The 17,585-nt window shown below is 63.6% G+C and carries 20 protein-coding genes and 1 other RNA gene; 9 read left to right on the forward strand and 12 right to left on the reverse strand.

What is annotated here, in order from left to right; genetic code table 11:
- Window positions 1-10: 10 nt before the first annotated feature.
- Window positions 11-793, reverse strand: coding sequence for a DUF2182 domain-containing protein (locus C7441_RS11630; protein ID WP_109613005.1), 783 nt, complete (start codon window positions 791-793; stop codon window positions 11-13).
- A 59-nt stretch (window positions 794-852) separates the two neighbouring features.
- The gene (locus C7441_RS11635) at window positions 853-1,485 is read right to left on the reverse strand and encodes a DUF1326 domain-containing protein (protein ID WP_109613006.1); all 633 of its coding nucleotides are present in this window, start codon (window positions 1,483-1,485) and stop codon (window positions 853-855) included.
- Between the two features lie 207 nt (window positions 1,486-1,692).
- On the opposite strand from C7441_RS11635, the gene C7441_RS11640 reads away from it, so the two are divergent.
- The 4 genes from C7441_RS11640 (at window position 1,693) to C7441_RS11655 (ending at window position 7,441) form a co-directional block, all read left to right on the forward strand.
- The gene (locus C7441_RS11640) at window positions 1,693-2,229 is read left to right on the forward strand and encodes a hypothetical protein (protein WP_109613007.1); all 537 of its coding nucleotides are present in this window, start codon (window positions 1,693-1,695) and stop codon (window positions 2,227-2,229) included.
- 196 nt (window positions 2,230-2,425) lie between these two features.
- On the forward strand, window positions 2,426-2,872 hold the full coding sequence (locus C7441_RS11645; protein ID WP_109613008.1) for a GNAT family N-acetyltransferase: 447 nt from the start codon (window positions 2,426-2,428) through the stop codon (window positions 2,870-2,872).
- Window positions 2,873-2,978: 106 nt separating this feature from the next.
- Entirely contained in the window at window positions 2,979-6,860 is a 3,882-nt protein-coding gene (locus C7441_RS11650; RefSeq protein WP_109613009.1) for an AsmA family protein, read from the forward strand.
- A 98-nt stretch (window positions 6,861-6,958) separates the two neighbouring features.
- Window positions 6,959-7,441, forward strand: coding sequence for an SRPBCC family protein (locus C7441_RS11655; RefSeq protein WP_019171527.1), 483 nt, complete (start codon window positions 6,959-6,961; stop codon window positions 7,439-7,441).
- 91 nt (window positions 7,442-7,532) lie between these two features.
- On the opposite strand, the gene C7441_RS11660 is transcribed toward C7441_RS11655, so the two are convergent.
- From C7441_RS11660 to ssrA, 6 genes are all read right to left on the reverse strand, one after another.
- The gene (locus C7441_RS11660; protein WP_109613010.1) at window positions 7,533-8,258 is read right to left on the reverse strand and encodes a hypothetical protein; all 726 of its coding nucleotides are present in this window, start codon (window positions 8,256-8,258) and stop codon (window positions 7,533-7,535) included.
- Between the two features lie 38 nt (window positions 8,259-8,296).
- Window positions 8,297-8,521 carry a ribbon-helix-helix domain-containing protein gene (locus tag C7441_RS11665; protein ID WP_109613011.1) on the reverse strand — a complete coding sequence of 75 codons (225 nt, stop codon included), beginning with the start codon at window positions 8,519-8,521 and terminating at the stop codon, window positions 8,297-8,299.
- Window positions 8,518-8,733: a DUF4169 family protein gene (locus tag C7441_RS11670; RefSeq protein WP_170125095.1), complete on the reverse strand. Its 216-nt coding sequence runs from the start codon at window positions 8,731-8,733 to the stop codon at window positions 8,518-8,520. The genes C7441_RS11665 and C7441_RS11670 overlap by 4 nt, the downstream gene beginning before the upstream one ends.
- A gap of 12 nt (window positions 8,734-8,745) precedes the next feature.
- Entirely contained in the window at window positions 8,746-9,267 is a 522-nt protein-coding gene (locus tag C7441_RS11675) for an SspB family protein (protein ID WP_109613013.1), read from the reverse strand.
- 196 nt (window positions 9,268-9,463) lie between these two features.
- Window positions 9,464-10,018 carry an AAA family ATPase gene (locus C7441_RS11680; protein ID WP_109613014.1) on the reverse strand — a complete coding sequence of 185 codons (555 nt, stop codon included), beginning with the start codon at window positions 10,016-10,018 and terminating at the stop codon, window positions 9,464-9,466.
- A gap of 111 nt (window positions 10,019-10,129) precedes the next feature.
- Window positions 10,130-10,487: a transfer-messenger RNA gene (ssrA, locus tag C7441_RS11685) on the reverse strand.
- A 150-nt stretch (window positions 10,488-10,637) separates the two neighbouring features.
- Between ssrA and C7441_RS11690 the strand changes: the two genes are divergently transcribed.
- Both C7441_RS11690 and C7441_RS11695 read left to right on the forward strand, forming a co-directional pair.
- Entirely contained in the window at window positions 10,638-10,949 is a 312-nt protein-coding gene (locus C7441_RS11690; protein ID WP_019171532.1) for a DUF2853 family protein, read from the forward strand.
- Window positions 10,950-11,076: 127 nt separating this feature from the next.
- Window positions 11,077-11,871 carry a thymidylate synthase gene (locus C7441_RS11695; RefSeq protein ID WP_109613015.1) on the forward strand — a complete coding sequence of 265 codons (795 nt, stop codon included), beginning with the start codon at window positions 11,077-11,079 and terminating at the stop codon, window positions 11,869-11,871.
- Window positions 11,872-12,067: 196 nt separating this feature from the next.
- On the opposite strand, the gene C7441_RS11700 is transcribed toward C7441_RS11695, so the two are convergent.
- The 4 genes from C7441_RS11700 to C7441_RS11710 form a co-directional block, all read right to left on the reverse strand.
- A complete protein-coding gene (locus C7441_RS11700) occupies window positions 12,068-13,072 on the reverse strand; it encodes an inorganic phosphate transporter (RefSeq protein WP_109613016.1) in 1,005 nt (334 codons plus the stop codon).
- A 6-nt stretch (window positions 13,073-13,078) separates the two neighbouring features.
- Window positions 13,079-13,720 carry a DUF47 domain-containing protein gene (locus C7441_RS11705; RefSeq protein WP_109613017.1) on the reverse strand — a complete coding sequence of 214 codons (642 nt, stop codon included), beginning with the start codon at window positions 13,718-13,720 and terminating at the stop codon, window positions 13,079-13,081.
- 154 nt (window positions 13,721-13,874) lie between these two features.
- Window positions 13,875-14,108 carry a hypothetical protein gene (locus C7441_RS23740; protein ID WP_146201454.1) on the reverse strand — a complete coding sequence of 78 codons (234 nt, stop codon included), beginning with the start codon at window positions 14,106-14,108 and terminating at the stop codon, window positions 13,875-13,877.
- Window positions 14,109-14,183: 75 nt separating this feature from the next.
- A complete protein-coding gene (locus C7441_RS11710; protein ID WP_109613018.1) occupies window positions 14,184-14,642 on the reverse strand; it encodes a GNAT family N-acetyltransferase in 459 nt (152 codons plus the stop codon).
- A gap of 207 nt (window positions 14,643-14,849) precedes the next feature.
- Between C7441_RS11710 and C7441_RS11715 the strand changes: the two genes are divergently transcribed.
- The 3 genes from C7441_RS11715 to hflC all read left to right on the forward strand — a co-directional run bounded on the left by C7441_RS11715 (window position 14,850) and on the right by hflC (window position 17,582).
- On the forward strand, window positions 14,850-15,371 hold the full coding sequence (locus tag C7441_RS11715; RefSeq protein ID WP_109613019.1) for a dihydrofolate reductase: 522 nt from the start codon (window positions 14,850-14,852) through the stop codon (window positions 15,369-15,371).
- 160 nt (window positions 15,372-15,531) lie between these two features.
- The gene (gene hflK, locus C7441_RS11720) at window positions 15,532-16,641 is read left to right on the forward strand and encodes an FtsH protease activity modulator HflK (RefSeq protein WP_109613020.1); all 1,110 of its coding nucleotides are present in this window, start codon (window positions 15,532-15,534) and stop codon (window positions 16,639-16,641) included.
- On the forward strand, window positions 16,641-17,582 hold the full coding sequence (gene hflC, locus C7441_RS11725) for a protease modulator HflC (protein ID WP_019171540.1): 942 nt from the start codon (window positions 16,641-16,643) through the stop codon (window positions 17,580-17,582). Before hflK ends, hflC begins: the two co-directional genes overlap by 1 nt.
- Window positions 17,583-17,585 lie beyond the last annotated feature (3 nt).

Here is a 17,585-nt window from a genome sequence, read left to right on the forward strand (position 1 = left end):
GGCTCGAACCTCACGTGCCCATGAATAGCGAAGTCAGCACATAGCCGCCCCAGCCGATCAGGGCGACGCCGGCGGCCTTGCCGATCCAGTGGCCCGCCGGCGCCAGCTTTTCCACCAGAACGAAAAGCGCGATGGCGGCAATCCAGGCAAAGCTCATCACGCCGCCGACGAACAGCAGCAGCATCAACATCCAGCAGCACCCAAGGCAGTAAAGGCCATGGGTGCTGCCCATTGCAAACGCGCCGCGGCGGCCGCCGCGCCAATGCTGCAGCACGAAATCCAGCGGCGAACGGCAGTGGCGCAGGCAGGACTGTTTCAGCGGCGTCCATTGATAGACGCCGGCTGCGACCAGAAGCGCGGCCGTCAGCGCCACGCTCGTGGTCTGCAACATGGGTGACAGCAGATTGGCGCGGTCGAGGCCGTATTGCAGCGCCACCGCAAGCGCGCTGAAGCCGGCCCAGACGGCAAGATAACCGAGACCGAACAGGCTGGTCGGGCCGATAGCCGCGCTGCCGGCATTCCGCTTGCGGGCGATGACGTCGTAGAACAGCAGCATCGGCGCAGCGCTTGGCAACATCATCGCCGCCATCATCGCAACCCACATGGCAAATGTCAGCGCGGCCTGCCCGCCGGTCCAGCCGGGCGGAGACATGGCCATGCCCATGTCGTCCATCTCGGGCATGGCGGCGTCCACGCCGAACAGCAGATAGGCCCAGCTCGCGGCAATGGCGGCAAGCAGTATCAGTATGACGATCGTCCGGTCATGCCGGTGCAGGGCAACGAGGAGCGTCACGGGTCACGTCTTTTCAGCAAAACCAAACGATGCGCCGGGACTGCCCCGGCGCGCGCGTGTCAGGCTGCGACGCCCTGCGGCGTCTGCACCACATGGGCAAGCGAACTGTGCGTTCCCTCCGTCTTGAACGCGATAGCACCCATGCTGCTGATGTTGGCCGAAGCGACCTCGGCCATGCGGTGCTCGAAACCTTCCGGCATCACCACCTCGATGCGGTGCGGTTGACCGGTGACGGGGTTCCTGATCGGCTCCACCTCGGTCTCGATCACTCCGGGTACGATAATCCTGGCGGTACGGCCATCCCGATCGAAGACGAAGGTGAATGGCGCGATGATCGGGTCATGCATCCTGGTCACGATCAGGCTGAAGATATGAAACAACGTTCCCTCGGCCGAATTTTCGCCTGACAGGATCGCACCCAGCGCATCGCGCTGTTCTGGGCTTGCCCGCTCGTCGAGTATCGGCTGGGCCTCGCCATTGCCCTCATGCAAGGCGCCGGGAAAATGCACGGTGACGCAGAAGCACAGATCATCGAGCTTCACGTCCCGAAAATGGCCCTTGGTGATGTGCATGCCCACCAGGCCCTCGCAATAGCCTTTCGTCGGCCTTGCGTTGAAATCGCAGGGGCAGCCGAAGGCGCAACTGCAATTCTTGATCCAGTCCCCTTCCAACCTCCAATCGGCGAAAGTCATGTTTTCCTCCCTAGATAATCCAGACTTCTGGAAATCCGTCAGGTCGGACGGCGGAGGCACATTCGGCCAGACTACGCAATCTAGCATGAAACCGGGATCGTGAGAATCAGGCGTTTCGTCGGAGAGCGGCTTGACTGTTGCAACTTGCGCCAAACATTCTGGGTGCATTCCCTTTCTGGAGACACCCGCAGGCGAGGAGCAGACGAGATGGCGATATCACGCAAGGAAGAGGCACGGGCACTGAACGCGGATGAACGCGAGCTGGTCGAGAAATCGCACCATCCGGCTGTCCAGGAGCTTTCCGATGCGGACCTGTCGGACCTGGTCAAGCTCATGCGCGAGCGACGCGACAAGGCGCAGGCCGACGTGTTTCGCCGTCGCCGGGAAATTCGCGGCAAGGGCGCACCGAAGGGCGCGAAACCGGCCACGGGCGAAGCCGGTTCGCGCACCAAGCTTGCCGTGCTCGCCATGGCCATGCGCCGGCTGAACACCGAGACCGAGCGCCGGCGGCAACTGGCGGCCAGTCTTGAGCATATCGAGAATGCGCAGCGCGCCCTTGAGATGAAGAAAAAGAAGGCGGAGGCGCGCGCATCGGATTTCAACACGCGCCATGCCCATAATGGCATGCGGGCGAATGCCAGCCGCAAGCCCAAGAACCTGATCCGGCCGATGGAGCTCGGGCGCCAGCGCAAGGCGGCGCAGGTGGCGCAGGCCAAGCGCGATGCCCGCGGCCAGAACCCGTGAGATCACGAGCCCGTCACTTCCGACACCGTTGACTTCGGCATCCGGCCAGGAGAAAAGACAACCGGTCCACAAGGATGTTTATGCGCAGAGAACTCATTTCGAGAATGTCCGCCTGAGGGCGGATGACGGCGGCAACGCCGCGCGACGACGCGTGCGCGCCGCTCTCTGTTTTTTCATAACATCACGGATCATACTCATGACAACCACTACGGACATTCGTCCCTATGCGGCCGCGTGCGACCGCGAACGCCTTCTCGACATCTGGCTGGCGGCCTCGCGTGTCGGCCATTCCTTCCTCGGTGAAGCCGATCTTTTGGCGCAGATGAAAATCGTCGGAGACGTTTATCTGCCCAAGGCCGAAAACTGGGTCATCGTCGCAGATGGCCGTCCGGCCGGCTTTATCGGCCTGCTCGACAATTTCATCGGCGGGCTTTTCGTGGACCCGTCCCATCACGGACAGGGCCTGGGGAAGCAGCTTGTGCTTCACGCAGCGCGGCTGAAGGGCGCACTCGACGTCGAGGTCTACGCCGACAACCGCGATGCCTGCCTGTTCTACGCGCGCCTGGGGTTTGCCGAGACCGCGCGGCTTGCGCAGGACGATGAAGGGCGCCCGCTTGCGGTGATCCGCATGCACAGACCGTGACACGATCTGGCCGGGGGACATCTGTTCCCCCGGCCAACATGCCTCTTTATCGACACGCTCATAAGGGTACAGTGCTGGCTCGTTTGGGGCGAATTGCCGGAGTGAGATGCTGGCCCGACTCTTTGTTTTCGTGGGCGGATTGATCGTGCTGGCGCTGACGGCAGCGCTGGTCGCACCCTATTTCATCGACTGGACCTCCTACCGTGCCGATTTCGAGCGCGAGGCGAGCGCCATCCTCGGCCGCAAGGTCACCGTCGAGGGTTCCGCCACCGCGCGGCTCCTGCCGTTTCCTTCCGTGACCTTCTCGGACGTGTCGGTGGGCGCTTCGGCCGCCGGCGAGCCGGCCATGACGGTCGAAACTTTTTCCATGGATGCCGAACTGGCGCCCTTCATGCATGGCGAATTGCTGATCTTCGACATGCGGCTGGTGCGGCCGCGGGCCGTCATCGACATTGCCGGAGACGGCACGGTGGATTGGGCGATGCGCCCGTCCACGCCGATGGACCCGAGACGGATCGCGCTGGAAAAGCTGACGATCAGCGACGGCGAAGTGACGATCCGCCACGGCGCGGGCGGGCGCGTACATCGGTTGACCGGCATCAACACGGAAATCTCGGCCAAGTCGCTCGCCGGGCCATGGCGCGCCAACGGCACGATGCTGGTTGACGGCATGCACACCACCATTGCCGCTTCTACCGGCGCGGTGGATGCGAACGGCCAGTTGCGTGTGCGCGTCAAGGCCGATCCGGAGCTCTACCCCTTCACCATCGAGACCGATGGCAATGCGCGCTTCGAGAATGGCGCGGGCGCCTATGCCGGGCAGTTCAAGATCATCGGCCGTTCGCCCGAAAAGCCGCACCGTGATGGCGAGGCGGTGAAGACTGCAGGCAAGAAGCCGGAGCCGGGGTTCCGGCTCAATGGAGCGTTCGGCCTCGACCACCAGAAGCTCAGCATCGACAGTTTCCGCTTCGAGACCGGCCCGCTGGACAATCCCTACACAGCGGACGGCACGGCGCTCATCGAGCTGGGCGCCGCGCCCCGCTTCGCCATCGAGGCCAAGGGTGCGCAGGTGCGTTTCGACGAAGCCGTCGCGGGGGGCGACACAGGCGAGGGGCTGACGCTTGCCGAGCGCATCTCGGCCCTGGAAAAGGCACTGGCCGGCCTGCCGCGCCCGACCATTCCCGGCACCGTCGAGGTCAACCTGCCGGCAATCGTCGCGGGCGACACGACCGCGCGCGACATTCACCTCTCGGCCGAGCCGGCGGAGGGCGGCTGGAAGATCAAGTCGCTGGCGGCGACGCTGCCTGGCCGCACCACGCTGGAGGCCGACGGCTTCCTGCGCACCGGGCAGGAATTCGGCTTCCGGGGCGCGCTGCTGCTGGCTGTCGGCCAGCCATCGGGCTTCGCCGCCTGGGTGGCCTCGGACGTGGACGAGGCGATCCGGCGTCTGCCGGCCGCCGGCTTCAGCGCCGATGTGGACATGACCGAAAACCGGCAGAGCTTCGACAATCTCGAACTGGTGCTGGGTGACGCGAAATTCCGTGGCCGCATCGACAGCCGCCAGCCGACGGACATGCGCCCCTCGGTGACGCTGAAACTGGATGGCGAGGCGCTCGATGTGGAAGGGCTATCGGCTTTCGCCTCGCTGTTCGTCAGCGACAAGGGCGCAAACCGCTTTGCCGACCGCGATCTCGACTTCGACATCAAGGCGGGGCCGGTATCGGCAGGAGGCCTGTCGGCCGACCATGTGGATACGGCGCTTCGCCTGCGTGGCGGGGTTCTGGAAATCGACAGGCTTTCGGTGGAGGGACTGGCCGGAGCCTCGGTGAGCGCCACCGGCCGGGTGAAGGATTTTCCCGACAATCCGACCGGCAATCTGGATGCCTCTGTCGTGGCGGTCGATCTTGCCCCGCTCGTCAGGCTCGCGGCCGGGCACTATCCCGACAACAGACTGCTGGAAGGGCTGAATGCCCGCGCGCAGGCCTATCCGGGACTGTTCGAGGATGCCCGCATCGACGTCGTGGCGAGTGCCGCCGCCAATGACGATGGCACCACCGGCGCGGCGCTGAGCCTGCAAGGCAATGCCGGCGGTTCGGCGATCTCTGCCACGCTTTCGGCCAAGGGCCTGTCGCAGATGCCGGAAAAAGCTCCGCTGTCGCTTTCACTGTCGGCGCGTAACGACGACGCCACCGCGCTGATGGCGCTGGCCGGCGTGCCCTCCATACCGCTTGGCCTGACCGGCCCCGGCACGCTTACGCTTTCGGCCAGGGGAAGCGCGGCAGGCGGTCTCGATACGGCTTTCAGCCTCACCGGCGATGGATTTTCCGCAAAGTTCGACGGCAATGCGGTGCTTGCCGACGAGGGAGCGGAGGCAAAGGGCAGGATTGCCATCGACGCCGCCGACATCGAGCCGTGGATGATCACCGCCGGCCTGGGCCTGCCCGGCATGGGCATGGGCACGCCGCTGACGCTTGCCGCCGATGCCGACTACGGCAATGGCCTGCTGGTGCTCGACAATCTGGACGGGGTCATCAACGAGGGCGCGGTGTCCGGCGCCGTCAACGCCGAAGTGAAGAACGGCGTGCCGCTGCTGACCGGGGCGCTGTCGCTCGATGAACTCAATCTCGACCCCGCATTGGCGATGGTGCTGGGCGAACAGGCGATCGCACCAACCGGCAAGGGGTGGTCTTCCGTGCCGTTTGCGTCGAAGCCGCTGACGCCCTTCGCCGCCAATCTCGACCTGACGGCCGGTACGGTTTCGGTGGCAGGCCTTGCCAATGCCTATGATGCAAAACTGAGGTTGAACCTCGACGGCGAAGGCTTGCGGCTTTCGGACGCGCGCGCGCGTCTGTTCGGTGGCCAGTTTGCCGGGCTGTTCGAGCTGCGCAACGACGGAGGCACGGGCCTGTTTTCGGGCCAGATGAAGCTCGACGGCGTCGATCTGGCCGCGGCGCTGCCCGATAGCGGCCTTGTCGGGCAGGGCGACCTTGCCGCTCAGCTCACGGCGAGCGGCAAGTCGGTCGGCGCGCTGGTTGCCGCCTTGTCGGGTTCCGGCACGGCCGGCGTGAAGAAACTGGTGGTGCCCAACGTCAATCCGGACGCCTTGCCGGCGCTCATTGCCAAGGCCGACGAGGTTGGCCGCGACGTCGATGCGGCACGCACCGCCGGGTTCGGGCCGCGGATCGTTTCGGCGGGTAGCTTCCCGGCGGGCGAGGCCGACATCGCCTTCACCGTTGCAGGCGGCGTGTTGCGCGTGCCGCCGTTCAGCTTCGAGACGCCGGCCGCCCGGCTTTCCACCGACCTGCGCGCCGACCTCAATGACGGTACGGTGGCGGCGGACGGCACCATTGCCTACACGCCCGGCGACGAGGCGCTGGTAGGGTCGGAGCCCAGCCTGCGCTTCACCGTTTCGGGACCGATAAGCGCGCCCGCGCGCAAGCTCGACAGCGGTCCGCTGGCGCAGTTCCTGACCCAGCGCGCGCTGGAGCGCGAACAGGCGCGGGTGGAAGCCATGCAGGCCGAAGTGCTGGAAAAGCAGCGGCTGCGCCGCGAAGCCCGCTACTATGCGTCGTTGCAGGAGGAGCGCGAGCGCGCCGCCGAGGAACTGCGCCGCAAGCAGGAAGAGGAGCGCCTGCAAGCTGAAGCCAAAGCGCGCGCCGAAGCCGAAGCACGGGCGAAAGCCGAGGCGGAAGCGCAGGCCAAGGCTGAGGCGGAAGCGAAAGCTCGCGCCGCCGAAGAGGCTGCCGCACGGCAGGCCGAGAAAGCCCGGCAGGAAGCGGAAGCCAGGTCGCGTGCGGAAGCGGAGGCCAAGGCCAGGGCCGACAAGGCGCGCATGGATGCCGAGCGAAACAGCGCCGGCCAGCCTTCCGAAATCGAACGCGCGCCGCTGCCTGCGCCCAGCCAGCCGGCCCCGCCCGCCGTCGCCCCCAGAACCTTCGATCCCGATTCGATCGAGGGACTTCTGCGCACGTTGGGCAATGGTGGGTGACGTCGGCGCTCCGCGCCGACGAAAAAACTTGCATGGCGAATGTCGGGGTGCGGCTGCGTCGCGCGTCCCTATGGCATTGACAACAAGTGGAGATGCAGATGACCGCCGCCAACGAAGCCGCTTCCGCAGCCGACCGCGAACTGGTGTTGACCCGCATGATCGACGCGCCGCGTGAAAAACTCTTCCGAGCCTGGACCGAGCCGGATTTGCTGGTGCAGTGGTTTGCACCGCTCCCCTGGACGACCTCGGCAGTCGAAGTCGACCTGCGGCCGGGCGGCCGCAGCCTCTTCGTCATGCGCGACCCGGACGGCAAGGACTATCCGAACATGGGCGTCTATCTCGAGGTGGTGAAGAACGAAAAGCTGGTCTTCACCGACGCCTATACCGAAGGCTGGCAGCCTTCCGAAAAGCCGTTCTTCACCGGCATCATCACCTTCGAGGATGTCGGCGGCAAGACCCGCTACACCGCCCGCGCGCGCCACTGGACGGTCGAAAACCGCGATATGCATGAGAAGATGGGCTTCCACGAAGGCTGGGGACAATGCGCCGACCAGTTGGCGGCGCTGGTCGCGAAGATTTAGAGCATGATGCCGAAAAGCGCGAAGCGGTTTTCGGGTGACATCATGGGTCTATCTCATTGATTTTGCCGCATGTATGTGATTCCACCATGCTCTACCGACGCAGCCAGACGCGCAATTGCCCGATGCTTTCGAAGCCGGCGCGGCGGGCGGTCGCCAGATCGTCGCCGCTCTCGTAGCCGACCAGGGGCAGGCCCGGATATATCCGGGCCGCCTCCGTGACCAGTCCCTTCCAGACGGCTTCCGCAGGCAAGCCTTGCGAGAACACATTCGACAAGCCGGTCACGCCCGCCGCATGGCTCAGCACGCCGCCACCGATCGGGATGCCGTCCGCCAGCAGAAGCAGGAAGCGGATGTCCGGACCGGACAGCAGGCCGGGCAGGAATATCCGCGAACCGGCTGGCGCCGATGTCCCTGCCCAATTGTCCTCCCAGCGCTGAAGCTCAGCATCGCTGCGCATCTGGAGGCAGGATAAGGCAGCCGGACTTTCCCGGTCCGCCTCCGGGAAGGGAAGGGCAATCCAGTCGGCATCGAACAGGATTTCAAAGCCGTGCCCGGCAAGATCGAGGCGGCAAAAGCTGTCCTTGACGGCAACAGCATGGGGCCGCGCGTGGGCAAGTGCTACGATATGCCGTTCCTGGCTCCGGCCTTCTTGCGCGCTCAACGTCACCGCGTCGGGATAGAAGGGCGGCGACCCATCATGCTGAAGCCATATGTGGGGCTGGAACTCACCGGGCCTGCCATGCGCAGCACAGACACTGTCGCACCAATGGGCGTTGTTGAGGGCGGCGCGTTCAAGCAGATCGTGTGCGCCCGGCATTCAAGCGGCCATGAGGATTGATGTGAGAGTTTCGCCGGTCATCTGTCAGACTGCCTTTTGGCCCATTCGAGCACGCTGAGGCGCAGCGCCGACGACAGATTGGCCTCACGGTGGCGGTTTTCATCGATGTCGGCGACGAGCGCCGACAGTGTCAGGCCGCGCTGGGCGGCTATGACGACAAGATCGTCATAGAAAGGCTGTTCGAGCGAGAAGCTGGTACGATGACCGCGGATGGTCACCGAGTGCTTGCGCACCAGGCTCACCGTGGCGCGCCCTCTTGCGAGGGGGCCGGGTCGTCATTCTTCTCGCGTTTGTGGCCTTCGATGAAACGTGAAGCCTGCTCGGCTTGCTTGCGATCGCGCTGCTTTTCAGCCTTGCTGCGCCCATGCAGGGCACGGCTCTGTTCGGCTTCGCGCTCCTTGTCGGCGCACGCCTTCTGCTTGCGGAATTGTCGTAGATTGACGATGTCCGCCAAGGCCATGCGTTCCTATTTCTTGCGGAAGGCGTCCAATGAAACGACGTCGGCGCCCTTGCTCTCGCCGGCTTCGGCCACCGCTTCCTCGACCTTGGCTTTTTTCGCGCGGCTCTCGCTTTTGACGGGGACCTTTTCTTCCTCCGGCTGTTGGTCGAGCGAATCGATCACGCCACCCTCGATCTTGACGTCGAATTCGAGTTCGAAATTGACCGACGGATCATAGAAACCGCGCACGGCCGAGAAGGGGATTTCCAGCTTTTCGGGAATGTCCGAGAAGGACAGGCCGATTTCGAAGCCGGTTTCAGTGACCTTGAGGTCCCAGTACTGGAATTGGATGACGATCGTCATCTGCTCCGGGTAGCGTTCGCGCAGGCGGCTGGAAATGCGCACGCCCGGCGCCCCAGTCAGGAAGGTGATGAAGAAATGATGGTTCCCCGGCAGTCCCGTGCGCGCAACCTCCGCCAGAACCTTGCGCATAACGCCGCGCAGGGCTTCCTGTGCCAGAATATCGTAGCGGATGTGGTCTTCGGCCATGTGCGGATGTACTTCCGGTGAATCGCGTGACTAGCTCTAATCAAGCTGGAGCCTATCGTAAACCGCATATAGCGCATCAGCGCAACAGGGATAGAGGGCTGTCGCAGCAACGCCGGACAGGTGTGGCGGGCACGCAATATAGGTGCGCCTTGCAAGCCTGCTGTCGCCGCGGGGCCATCGGCACCGCCCGCCGCCATCAGGTGGGGGTTATCGCGTCGAGCACGAAGCGAAGCCGTTCCGGCACGGTCAGGCGCGGGACTTCGACAAGGTCGTAGCCGCAGGCGCGGTAGGTTTCGACCATTGCCTGATAGGTGCGATGGGCTTCGTCGAGATCCTGCCGACGCTCGGCATCCTGAGAGAATATTTCCGGCCAGGGCGGCAGGATGAACACCTTGCGGTTGTAGCGGAAATGCTCGGCGGCCTTCCGGGCATGAAGCGGCACCGGAAGGTCGGTGAGACACAGATAGCCGATCACGTCCGGCACGCCGCGATCGAAGAAAACCGGGCCGGTTCCCGCTCTCGCCGCTTCATGCGAGCGCATTTCCCAGGCAAGCATCAGTTCGGCGAAGAGTGCCGGGTCGTTCCATGGCAGGGCAGGGCCGTCCACCGCCATATGCTGGCGGATGATGCCGCGCCCGGCCTCCGGCGCGGTTGCGTGGCCTGCCGCCGCAAGCGCTTCGATGAGTGTCGTCTTGCCCGAACCGGGACCTCCGGTGAGCACGTGGAATCGTTCGGTGTCGGTGCCGGTCATATGGCCTCGCCTGAGTTGTGGATATTTGGAGGATGCGTGCGGGATCGCGTGCAAGGGCACGGGAAATGCAGCCGCATGCGTCGAAGAATGATGGGTAATGGAAGGGGGAGAAGTGGAGGCTTCTGTTGCCAGGTGCCTCCGGACCCCGCCTAGAGGTGCGAACCGCTAGGGCTTGATTTGAAGCGTTCGCGCCGCATTAAGCAGCGAGACGAGCTTCCGCATAGTTGTCGTTGGCAACTATAAGTTTAGCCCGATAACGGTGGTACAATGCCGGGCAAAAGTACGATCTTTACACCTTCGTCGATCCTGTTTCGCCCCCATCAAAAGCCGCTCCCTCAAGAGCGGTTTTTGGTGGAGGCGCCGGGTACCGCCCCCGGGTCCGAACGGCTTATTTCATCGCCCGTTTATTGCCATAGTCAGGCGAACTGACAGGCTGAATATAGGCAGTCTTTGCGCAAATTGAAAGGCCGCGGCCGCACAATCCACGCCCTGCAAAGTGCTTGACAGCCACGCGCTCAGCAAGGAAGGATTTGTTGTGGTGAGGACGCGTGGGAAGCGCAGAAGTTGTGGCCCCGCGACTCTCATGGATCGAAGTCTGTTTCCGACGAGGGGAATTTACATGACCGACTATCTTGCGGATGTGAAGAAGTACGATGCTGGCGCAAGCGCCGAAACGGTCGACAAGATCGTGAAGCATCTGGGCATCGCGCTGCGCAACCGCGACTCGTCGCTGGTTTCCTGCACCGACCCGAAGGAACTCGACCGCGTGAAGGAAAGCTGGATCGCCAAGAAACTCGGCGTGACCGACGACGCCAAAGCCGACGCGGCAGTCCAGGCGGTCTGCAAGGCCATGGCGGCGGATAACACCAAGAACCGCGTGACGTTCTACTATCTCGCGGCCAAGGAACTGGGCAAGCTCGCCGCCCTCTGATATCCGGCCGAAATCCATCTGGCATCGGCCGCCGCCGCGGTCGATGGCTGGGGATGGCCCCGGTTATGCATGGCGCCGACCGGGGCTTGCGCTATGATCGGTAAAGTTACCGAATCAAGCGAAGCCGATGCGCCAATATCTCGACCTTCTCAGACATGTACTCGAAACCGGAGTGGATCGCGGCGACCGCACCGGCACGGGCACACGCTCGGTGTTCGGCTACCAGATGCGCTTCGATCTGGCCGACGGCTTTCCCGTCACCACCACCAAGAAGCTGCATCTGAAGTCCATCATCCATGAACTGCTCTGGTTCCTGGCCGGCGACACCAACATCAAATATCTGAACGATAACGGCGTGACCATCTGGGACGAATGGGCGGACGCCAATGGCGATCTCGGCCCGGTCTATGGCGCGCAATGGCGCTCCTGGCCCGCGCCGGACGGCCGGCAGATCGACCAGATCGCCAACCTGCTGCAGCAATTGCGCACCAACCCCAATTCGCGCCGGCTGATCGTTTCGGCCTGGAACCCGGCCGAGGTGGACGAGATGGCGCTGCCGCCCTGCCACTGCCTGTTCCAGTTCTATGTCTCGGAAGGGCGGCTTTCGTGCCAGCTCTACCAGCGCTCGGCCGATATTTTCCTCGGCGTTCCCTTCAACATCGCCTCCTATGCGCTGCTCACCATGATGGTGGCGCAGGTGACGGGGCTGAAGCCCGGCGAGTTCATCCACACGCTGGGTGACGCGCATCTCTATGCGAATCATTTCGAGCAGGCGCGCGAGCAGCTTATGCGCTCGCCCAAGCCGCTGCCGACGATGTGGATCAATCCCGAGGTGAAGGACCTGTTCGCCTTCCGTTTCGACGATTTCCGGCTGGAGAACTATCAGGCCGATCCGACCATTCGCGCGCCGATCGCGGTTTAGAGCATTCTGCAGCCAGACTGAAATCGTCTGGCGCCGCAGGAATGCGACTGGAAAACCAAGCCGGGGCAATGGAAGCGCGTTTTCCAGAACGCCCGCTGCTCTGGTCAGAATCCAGCCCCCAAACAGGGTCTCTTTCAATAAAGAATGAGAAAGCTTTCGCGACCTGTCGCCGCGGGAGCTTCGGTCTTGTTGCCGCTCAGACGAAGAAGCCGGCAGCCATATAGGTCAGGGCCGAGATGACGGCCGCTGCCGGCAGCGTCACCACCCATGCGGTCACGATATTGCCGGCCACGCCCCAGCGCACGGCCGAGACACGCCTTGCCGCGCCGACGCCGATGATGGCGCCGGTGATGGTGTGGGTGGTGGAAACCGGAATGCCCAGCCAGGTTGCCGCAAACAGCGTGATCGCGCCGCCGGTTTCGGCGCAGAAGCCCTGCATCGGATTGAGTTTGGTGATCTTGGAGCCCATCGTGTGCACGATACGCCAGCCGCCGAACAGCGTGCCCAGCGCCATGGCGCTCTGGCAGGAAATCACCACCCAGAACGGCACGTAGAACTCGCTGCCGAGATGGCCTTGCGAGAACAGCAGAACGGCGATGATGCCCATGGTCTTTTGCGCGTCGTTGCCGCCATGGCCGAGCGAATACATCGAGGCCGACACGAACTGCATGAAGCGGAAGGTGCGGTCCACGGCGAACGGTGTCTGGCGCACGAACAGCCACGATACGGTCAGGATCAGGAGCAGGGCCAGCATGAAACCGATCAGCGGCGACAGCACGATGGCCGCCGATGTCTTGAACAGGCCCGTCCATACCACCGCACCGCCGCCGGCCTTGGCCATGCCGCCGCCCACAAGGCCGCCGATCAGCGCATGCGAGCTGCTCGAAGGGATGCCGAAAATCCAGGTCAGGATGTTCCAGACAATGGCGCCCATCAGGGCCGAGAAGATCACCCGCGCGTCCACGATGCTGGCGTCGATGATGCCGGTGCCGAGCGTCTGCGCCACATGCAGGCCGAAGAACAGGAAGGCGATGAAGTTGAAGAACGCCGCCCAGAACACCGCATATTGCGGCCGCAGCACGCGCGTGGAGACGATCGTCGCGATGGAATTGGCCGCGTCGTGCAGCCCGTTCAGGAAATCGAAGAACAGCGCGACCGCGATCAGGCCGGCAAGCAACGGAAAGGCGAGCGAGGCGTCCATCAGTGTTTACACGTTCTCGATCACAATGCCGCTGATCTCGTCGGCGACGTCCTCGAAGCGGTCCACCACCTTTTCGAGCTGGCTGTAGAGCTCGCGCCCGATCATGAAGGTCATCGGCTCGCTGTGGCCATATTTGAGGAACAGCTCCTTCATGCCCTGGTCATGGAGCTGGTCCGAGCGGCCTTCCACCCTGGTCACGTCTTCCGCGATCGCCTGCAGGCGGCTGGCGTGGACACCGACCCGGTTGAGCAGCGGGATCGCCTCGTCCACTAGCCTTGCGGCGGTGACGATGGAATCGCCCATCTCCTGCATCAGCGGCTCGAAGCTCTTCTGCTCGTAGAGCAGCACCGTCTTGACCGTCTTGCGCATCATGTCGATGGCGTCGTCCAGCGACTGGATGAGATCCTTGATGTCGCCCCGGTCGAAGGGGGTGATGAAGCTCTTGTGGACCGCCTCCAGCACCTGATGGGTGATGACATCGGCCTGATCCTCAAGGGCCATGATCTCGCGGGCAAGTTTCTCGACATCGCCGCCGGCAAGCAGGCTTTGCAGCGCCTCGGCGGCCTGCACCACGATGTGGGAGTGTTGCGCGAACAGGTCGAAGAAGCGGTCTTCTCTCGGCATCAAGGCCCGAAACCAGCCCAGCATCTCAAAATCCCTTTCCCTTCCCGTCCGGGAGCGTCAGCATGGACGGGCGGCTTCATAACAACGCATATTCGGCAGTCGATTGATTTTCCGGCTACCGGTTTCAGTTGTCGTCTATTCCACGATTGGCGGCCCCGCTAGTGCAGAAACGTCGAGATCAACGGCGAATCCGCAGCAAAATGCACATTTTGTGAGCCGCGATTGGTGATTTCCGGTCCCCGATTGCAAGGTTTTTGCCGGACAAATGGGCTTTTTGCTCAATACAGCACAGCGCTTCCACAGGATTTTCGAGACGCTTCGCAGCATGGTGCTGGAGAACTGGCCGGTCCAGGCGCATCGCCCAGGTGGCGGCCTTTTCGCTCGACAATTCCGACGTGATCGCCTTCGGCATGGCCGCCAGAGTGCGGTCCCCGGTAGGGTCGTTCCGGACGGTTTCGTCATGGCGCCCGGCAAATCGCTGGAATATTCAGAGTTTCAGCTTGTAGCCGAGATGGCTGGCCTCGAAACCGAGCCGGCCATAGAAGCGGTGGGCGTCGAGGCGGTCCCGGTCGGTGGTGAGCTGAACGAGAATGCAGCCACGCGTGCGGCATTCATCTATCGCCCATTCGAACATTTTCCGGCCGAGGCCTTTGCTGCGGTGGCTGGCTGCCACGCGCACGGCCTCGATCTGCCCGCGCAGCGCGCCCTTGCGCGACAACCCGGCGATGAAGGTAAGCTGGAGCGTGCCGACAATTGCGTCGCCCTCGGTGGCCACCGCCAGATACTGGTTGGGATCGGAATCGATTGCCTCGAAGGCCGCGAGATAGCCTTGCGCCAGCGGCAGGCCGGTGTCTTCGCGCAGCTTTCCGAGTTCGTCGTCGGCAAGCATGGCGACGATCGCGGGAAGGTCGGCTTCTCGGGCGCGGCGAAAAACGATTCCACTCATGCCGCCACCTTATCCGCTTCGAATGGCGAGGCAATGCGTGAAGAAGCCGGTTCTCTGGGGATGGTATGCACTGGCGAGGTGAGGCAGCCCGTTTTCCTTTGATCGCGCATGCCTCCACACGCTACACGCTAGATGCGTGCAGGTTTTGTATGTTTTGCCGACCGGCACGACCGAACGCGTTAGACTGAGTGAGTGGAGCAGCAACGGATGAAAGTCGCGATCTATGTGGCGATTGCCGAAAATGGCGTGATTGGGCGCGATGGCGGCCTGCCGTGGCGGCTTTCCACCGATCTCAAGCGCTTCAAGGCCGACACGATGGGCAAGCCCATCGTCATGGGCCGCAAGACGTGGGAGAGCTTTCCGCGCCGGCCGCTGCCGGGCCGCCTCAACATCGTCGTGACGCGTGACAAGGCCTATCGCGCCGAGGGCGCGGAAGTCGTCGGCTCGCTTGAGGATGCCATAACCCTTGCCACCACGCGGGCGCGCTGCATGCCGGATGTGGAGGAAATCTGCGTCGTGGGCGGCGCGGAAATCTACCGGCAGGTGCTGCCGATGACCGACCGGCTGCATGTCACCCATGTGCTGGCCACGGTGGATGGCGACACGTTTTTCCCGGACATCGACCCGGATGTCTGGCAGGTCGTCAGCGCGCTCGACGTGCCGGCCGGCGAGAAGGACAGCCATGCGACACGCTACACAGTTTACGAAAGACGCACCGATATGCATTGAAATAAGCGGGAGGCCGCGCTGAAAACGCCGTTTCGTAACCAAAACGACCGGTGCGTCAGGCGGCTGCGTTGAAAGCGGATCGTGGCATCCCTATAGATGGAAAGCACGAGAGGACAGCTTCTGCCGTCAGGCGCGGAAGTTTTGAAGCGAAAGGACATTCATGCCCTGGAACAATCAGAGCGGCGGTGGCGGCGGCCCTTGGGGGGGCGGCGGCAATAGCGGAGGACCATGGGGGCAAGGCCCTCGCGGCCCCGGCGGGCCGCAAGGAACACCCCCGGACCTCGAAGACATCATCCGCCGCGGGCAGGACAGACTGAAGAATGTGCTTCCCGGCGGCGGTGGCGGCAGCCCCGTGCTTTTCGGGCTCATCGCGCTTGCGCTTGTCGTCTTCTGGGCCTTCCAGGCAGTCTATACCGTGCAGCCCGACGAAATGGCCGTGGAACTGCGTTTCGGCAAGCCGAAGGACGAACTGTCCGGCCCCGGCCTGCACTTCCACTGGTGGCCGATCGAAACCGTCGAAAAGGCGAACACGGCTGAAAAGCTCATCAATGTCGGCGGTGGTTCGGATCGCGGCAGTTCCGGCCTGATGCTGTCGGGCGACCAGAACATCGTCAACGTGCAGTTTTCCGTCGCTTATCAGGTGAGCGACCCCAAGGCCTATCTCTTCAATGTCTCCGATCCGGACGGCATGTTGCGTCAGGTTTCCGAGAGCGCCATGCGTGAGGTGGTCGGCCGCCGTCCGGCGCAGGACATCTTCCGCGACGACCGCCAGGGCATCGCCGACGGCGTGCGCAACATCCTGCAGACGACGCTCGACGGCTATGGGGCGGGTCTGACCGTCAACGCCGTTTCCATCGAGGACGCCGCGCCGCCGCGCGAGGTGGCCGATGCGTTCGACGAGGTACAGCGCGCCGAACAGGACGAGGATCGCTTCGTGGAGGAAGCCAACCAGTATTCCAACCAGAAGCTCGGTCAGGCTCGCGGTCAGGCCGCACAGATCCGCGAAGATGCGGCCGCCTACAAGAACCGCGTGATGCAGGAGGCCGAAGGTGAGGCCCAGCGCTTCATCTCCGTCTACGACGAATATGTGAAGGCGCCGGAAGTGACGCGTCAGCGTCTCTATCTCGAAACCATGGAAACGCTGCTCAAGGGAACCAGCAAGGTTATCGTCGATGACGGCAACGGGCAGGGCGTGATTCCGTATCTGCCATTGCCAGAATTGCAAAAACGCATGCCGACTGCGGCTGCTCCGGCCGAAGGAGGCAAGTGATGTCCAATCGTCTCCCCATCATCGGCGTTATCGTCGCGATCATCCTGGTCCTGCTCTATTCCTCGATCTTCGTCGTGAATGCCCGCCAGCAGGCGATCGTCATGCGCTTCGGCCAGATCGTGGATGTGAAGAGCGACCCCGGCATCTACTTCAAGCTGCCGTTCTCCATGTTCGACGCCGACACGGTGCAATTCGTGGACGACCGCATCCTGCGCTTCGACCTCGACGACATCCGCGTTCAGGTTTCGGGCGGCAAGTTCTACGAAGTGGACGCGTTCGTGGCCTATCGCATCAAGGACCCGCGCGTGTTCCGTCAGGCCGTTTCGGGTAGCGTGCAGCTTGCCGAGCAGCGCCTGAAGACGCGTCTCGACGCGGCCCTGCGCCGGGTCTACGGCGTGCGCGGCTTCGAGGCGGCGCTGTCGGAAGAACGCGGCTCGATGATGCGCGAGGTGCGCGACCAGCTTCGCGCCGACGCGAATTCGCTCGGCCTAGAGATCGAGGACGTGCGCATCCGCCGTACCGACCTCACGGCCGAAGTTTCGCAGCAGACCTACGATCGCATGAAGGCCGAGCGACTGGCCGAAGCCGAAAGGCTGAGGGCACGTGGCCGCGAAGCGGCGCAGCGTATCCGCGCCCGCGCCGATCGCGAGGTCGTCGAGACGGTGGCCGAGGCACAGAAGGAAGGGGAAATCCTGCGCGGTGAGGGCGATGCGACCCGAAGCGCCACCTTCGCCAACGCCTACCAGCGCGACCCTGCGTTCTTCGAGTTCTACCGCTCGCTGAACGCCTATGGCATGTCGATCAACAACGCCGACACCACCATGGTGCTGTCGCCGGATTCGGAATTCTTCCGCTTCTTCCGCAACCCTTCGGGCGCAATGCCCGGTGGGGCGGCGGCGACGCCCGCACCGCAACAGCCTGCAACCGGCGCGAACCCGTAAAGC

It is taken from the genome of Pseudaminobacter salicylatoxidans, assembly GCF_003148475.1.
Taxonomy (GTDB): domain Bacteria; phylum Pseudomonadota; class Alphaproteobacteria; order Rhizobiales; family Rhizobiaceae; genus Pseudaminobacter; species Pseudaminobacter salicylatoxidans.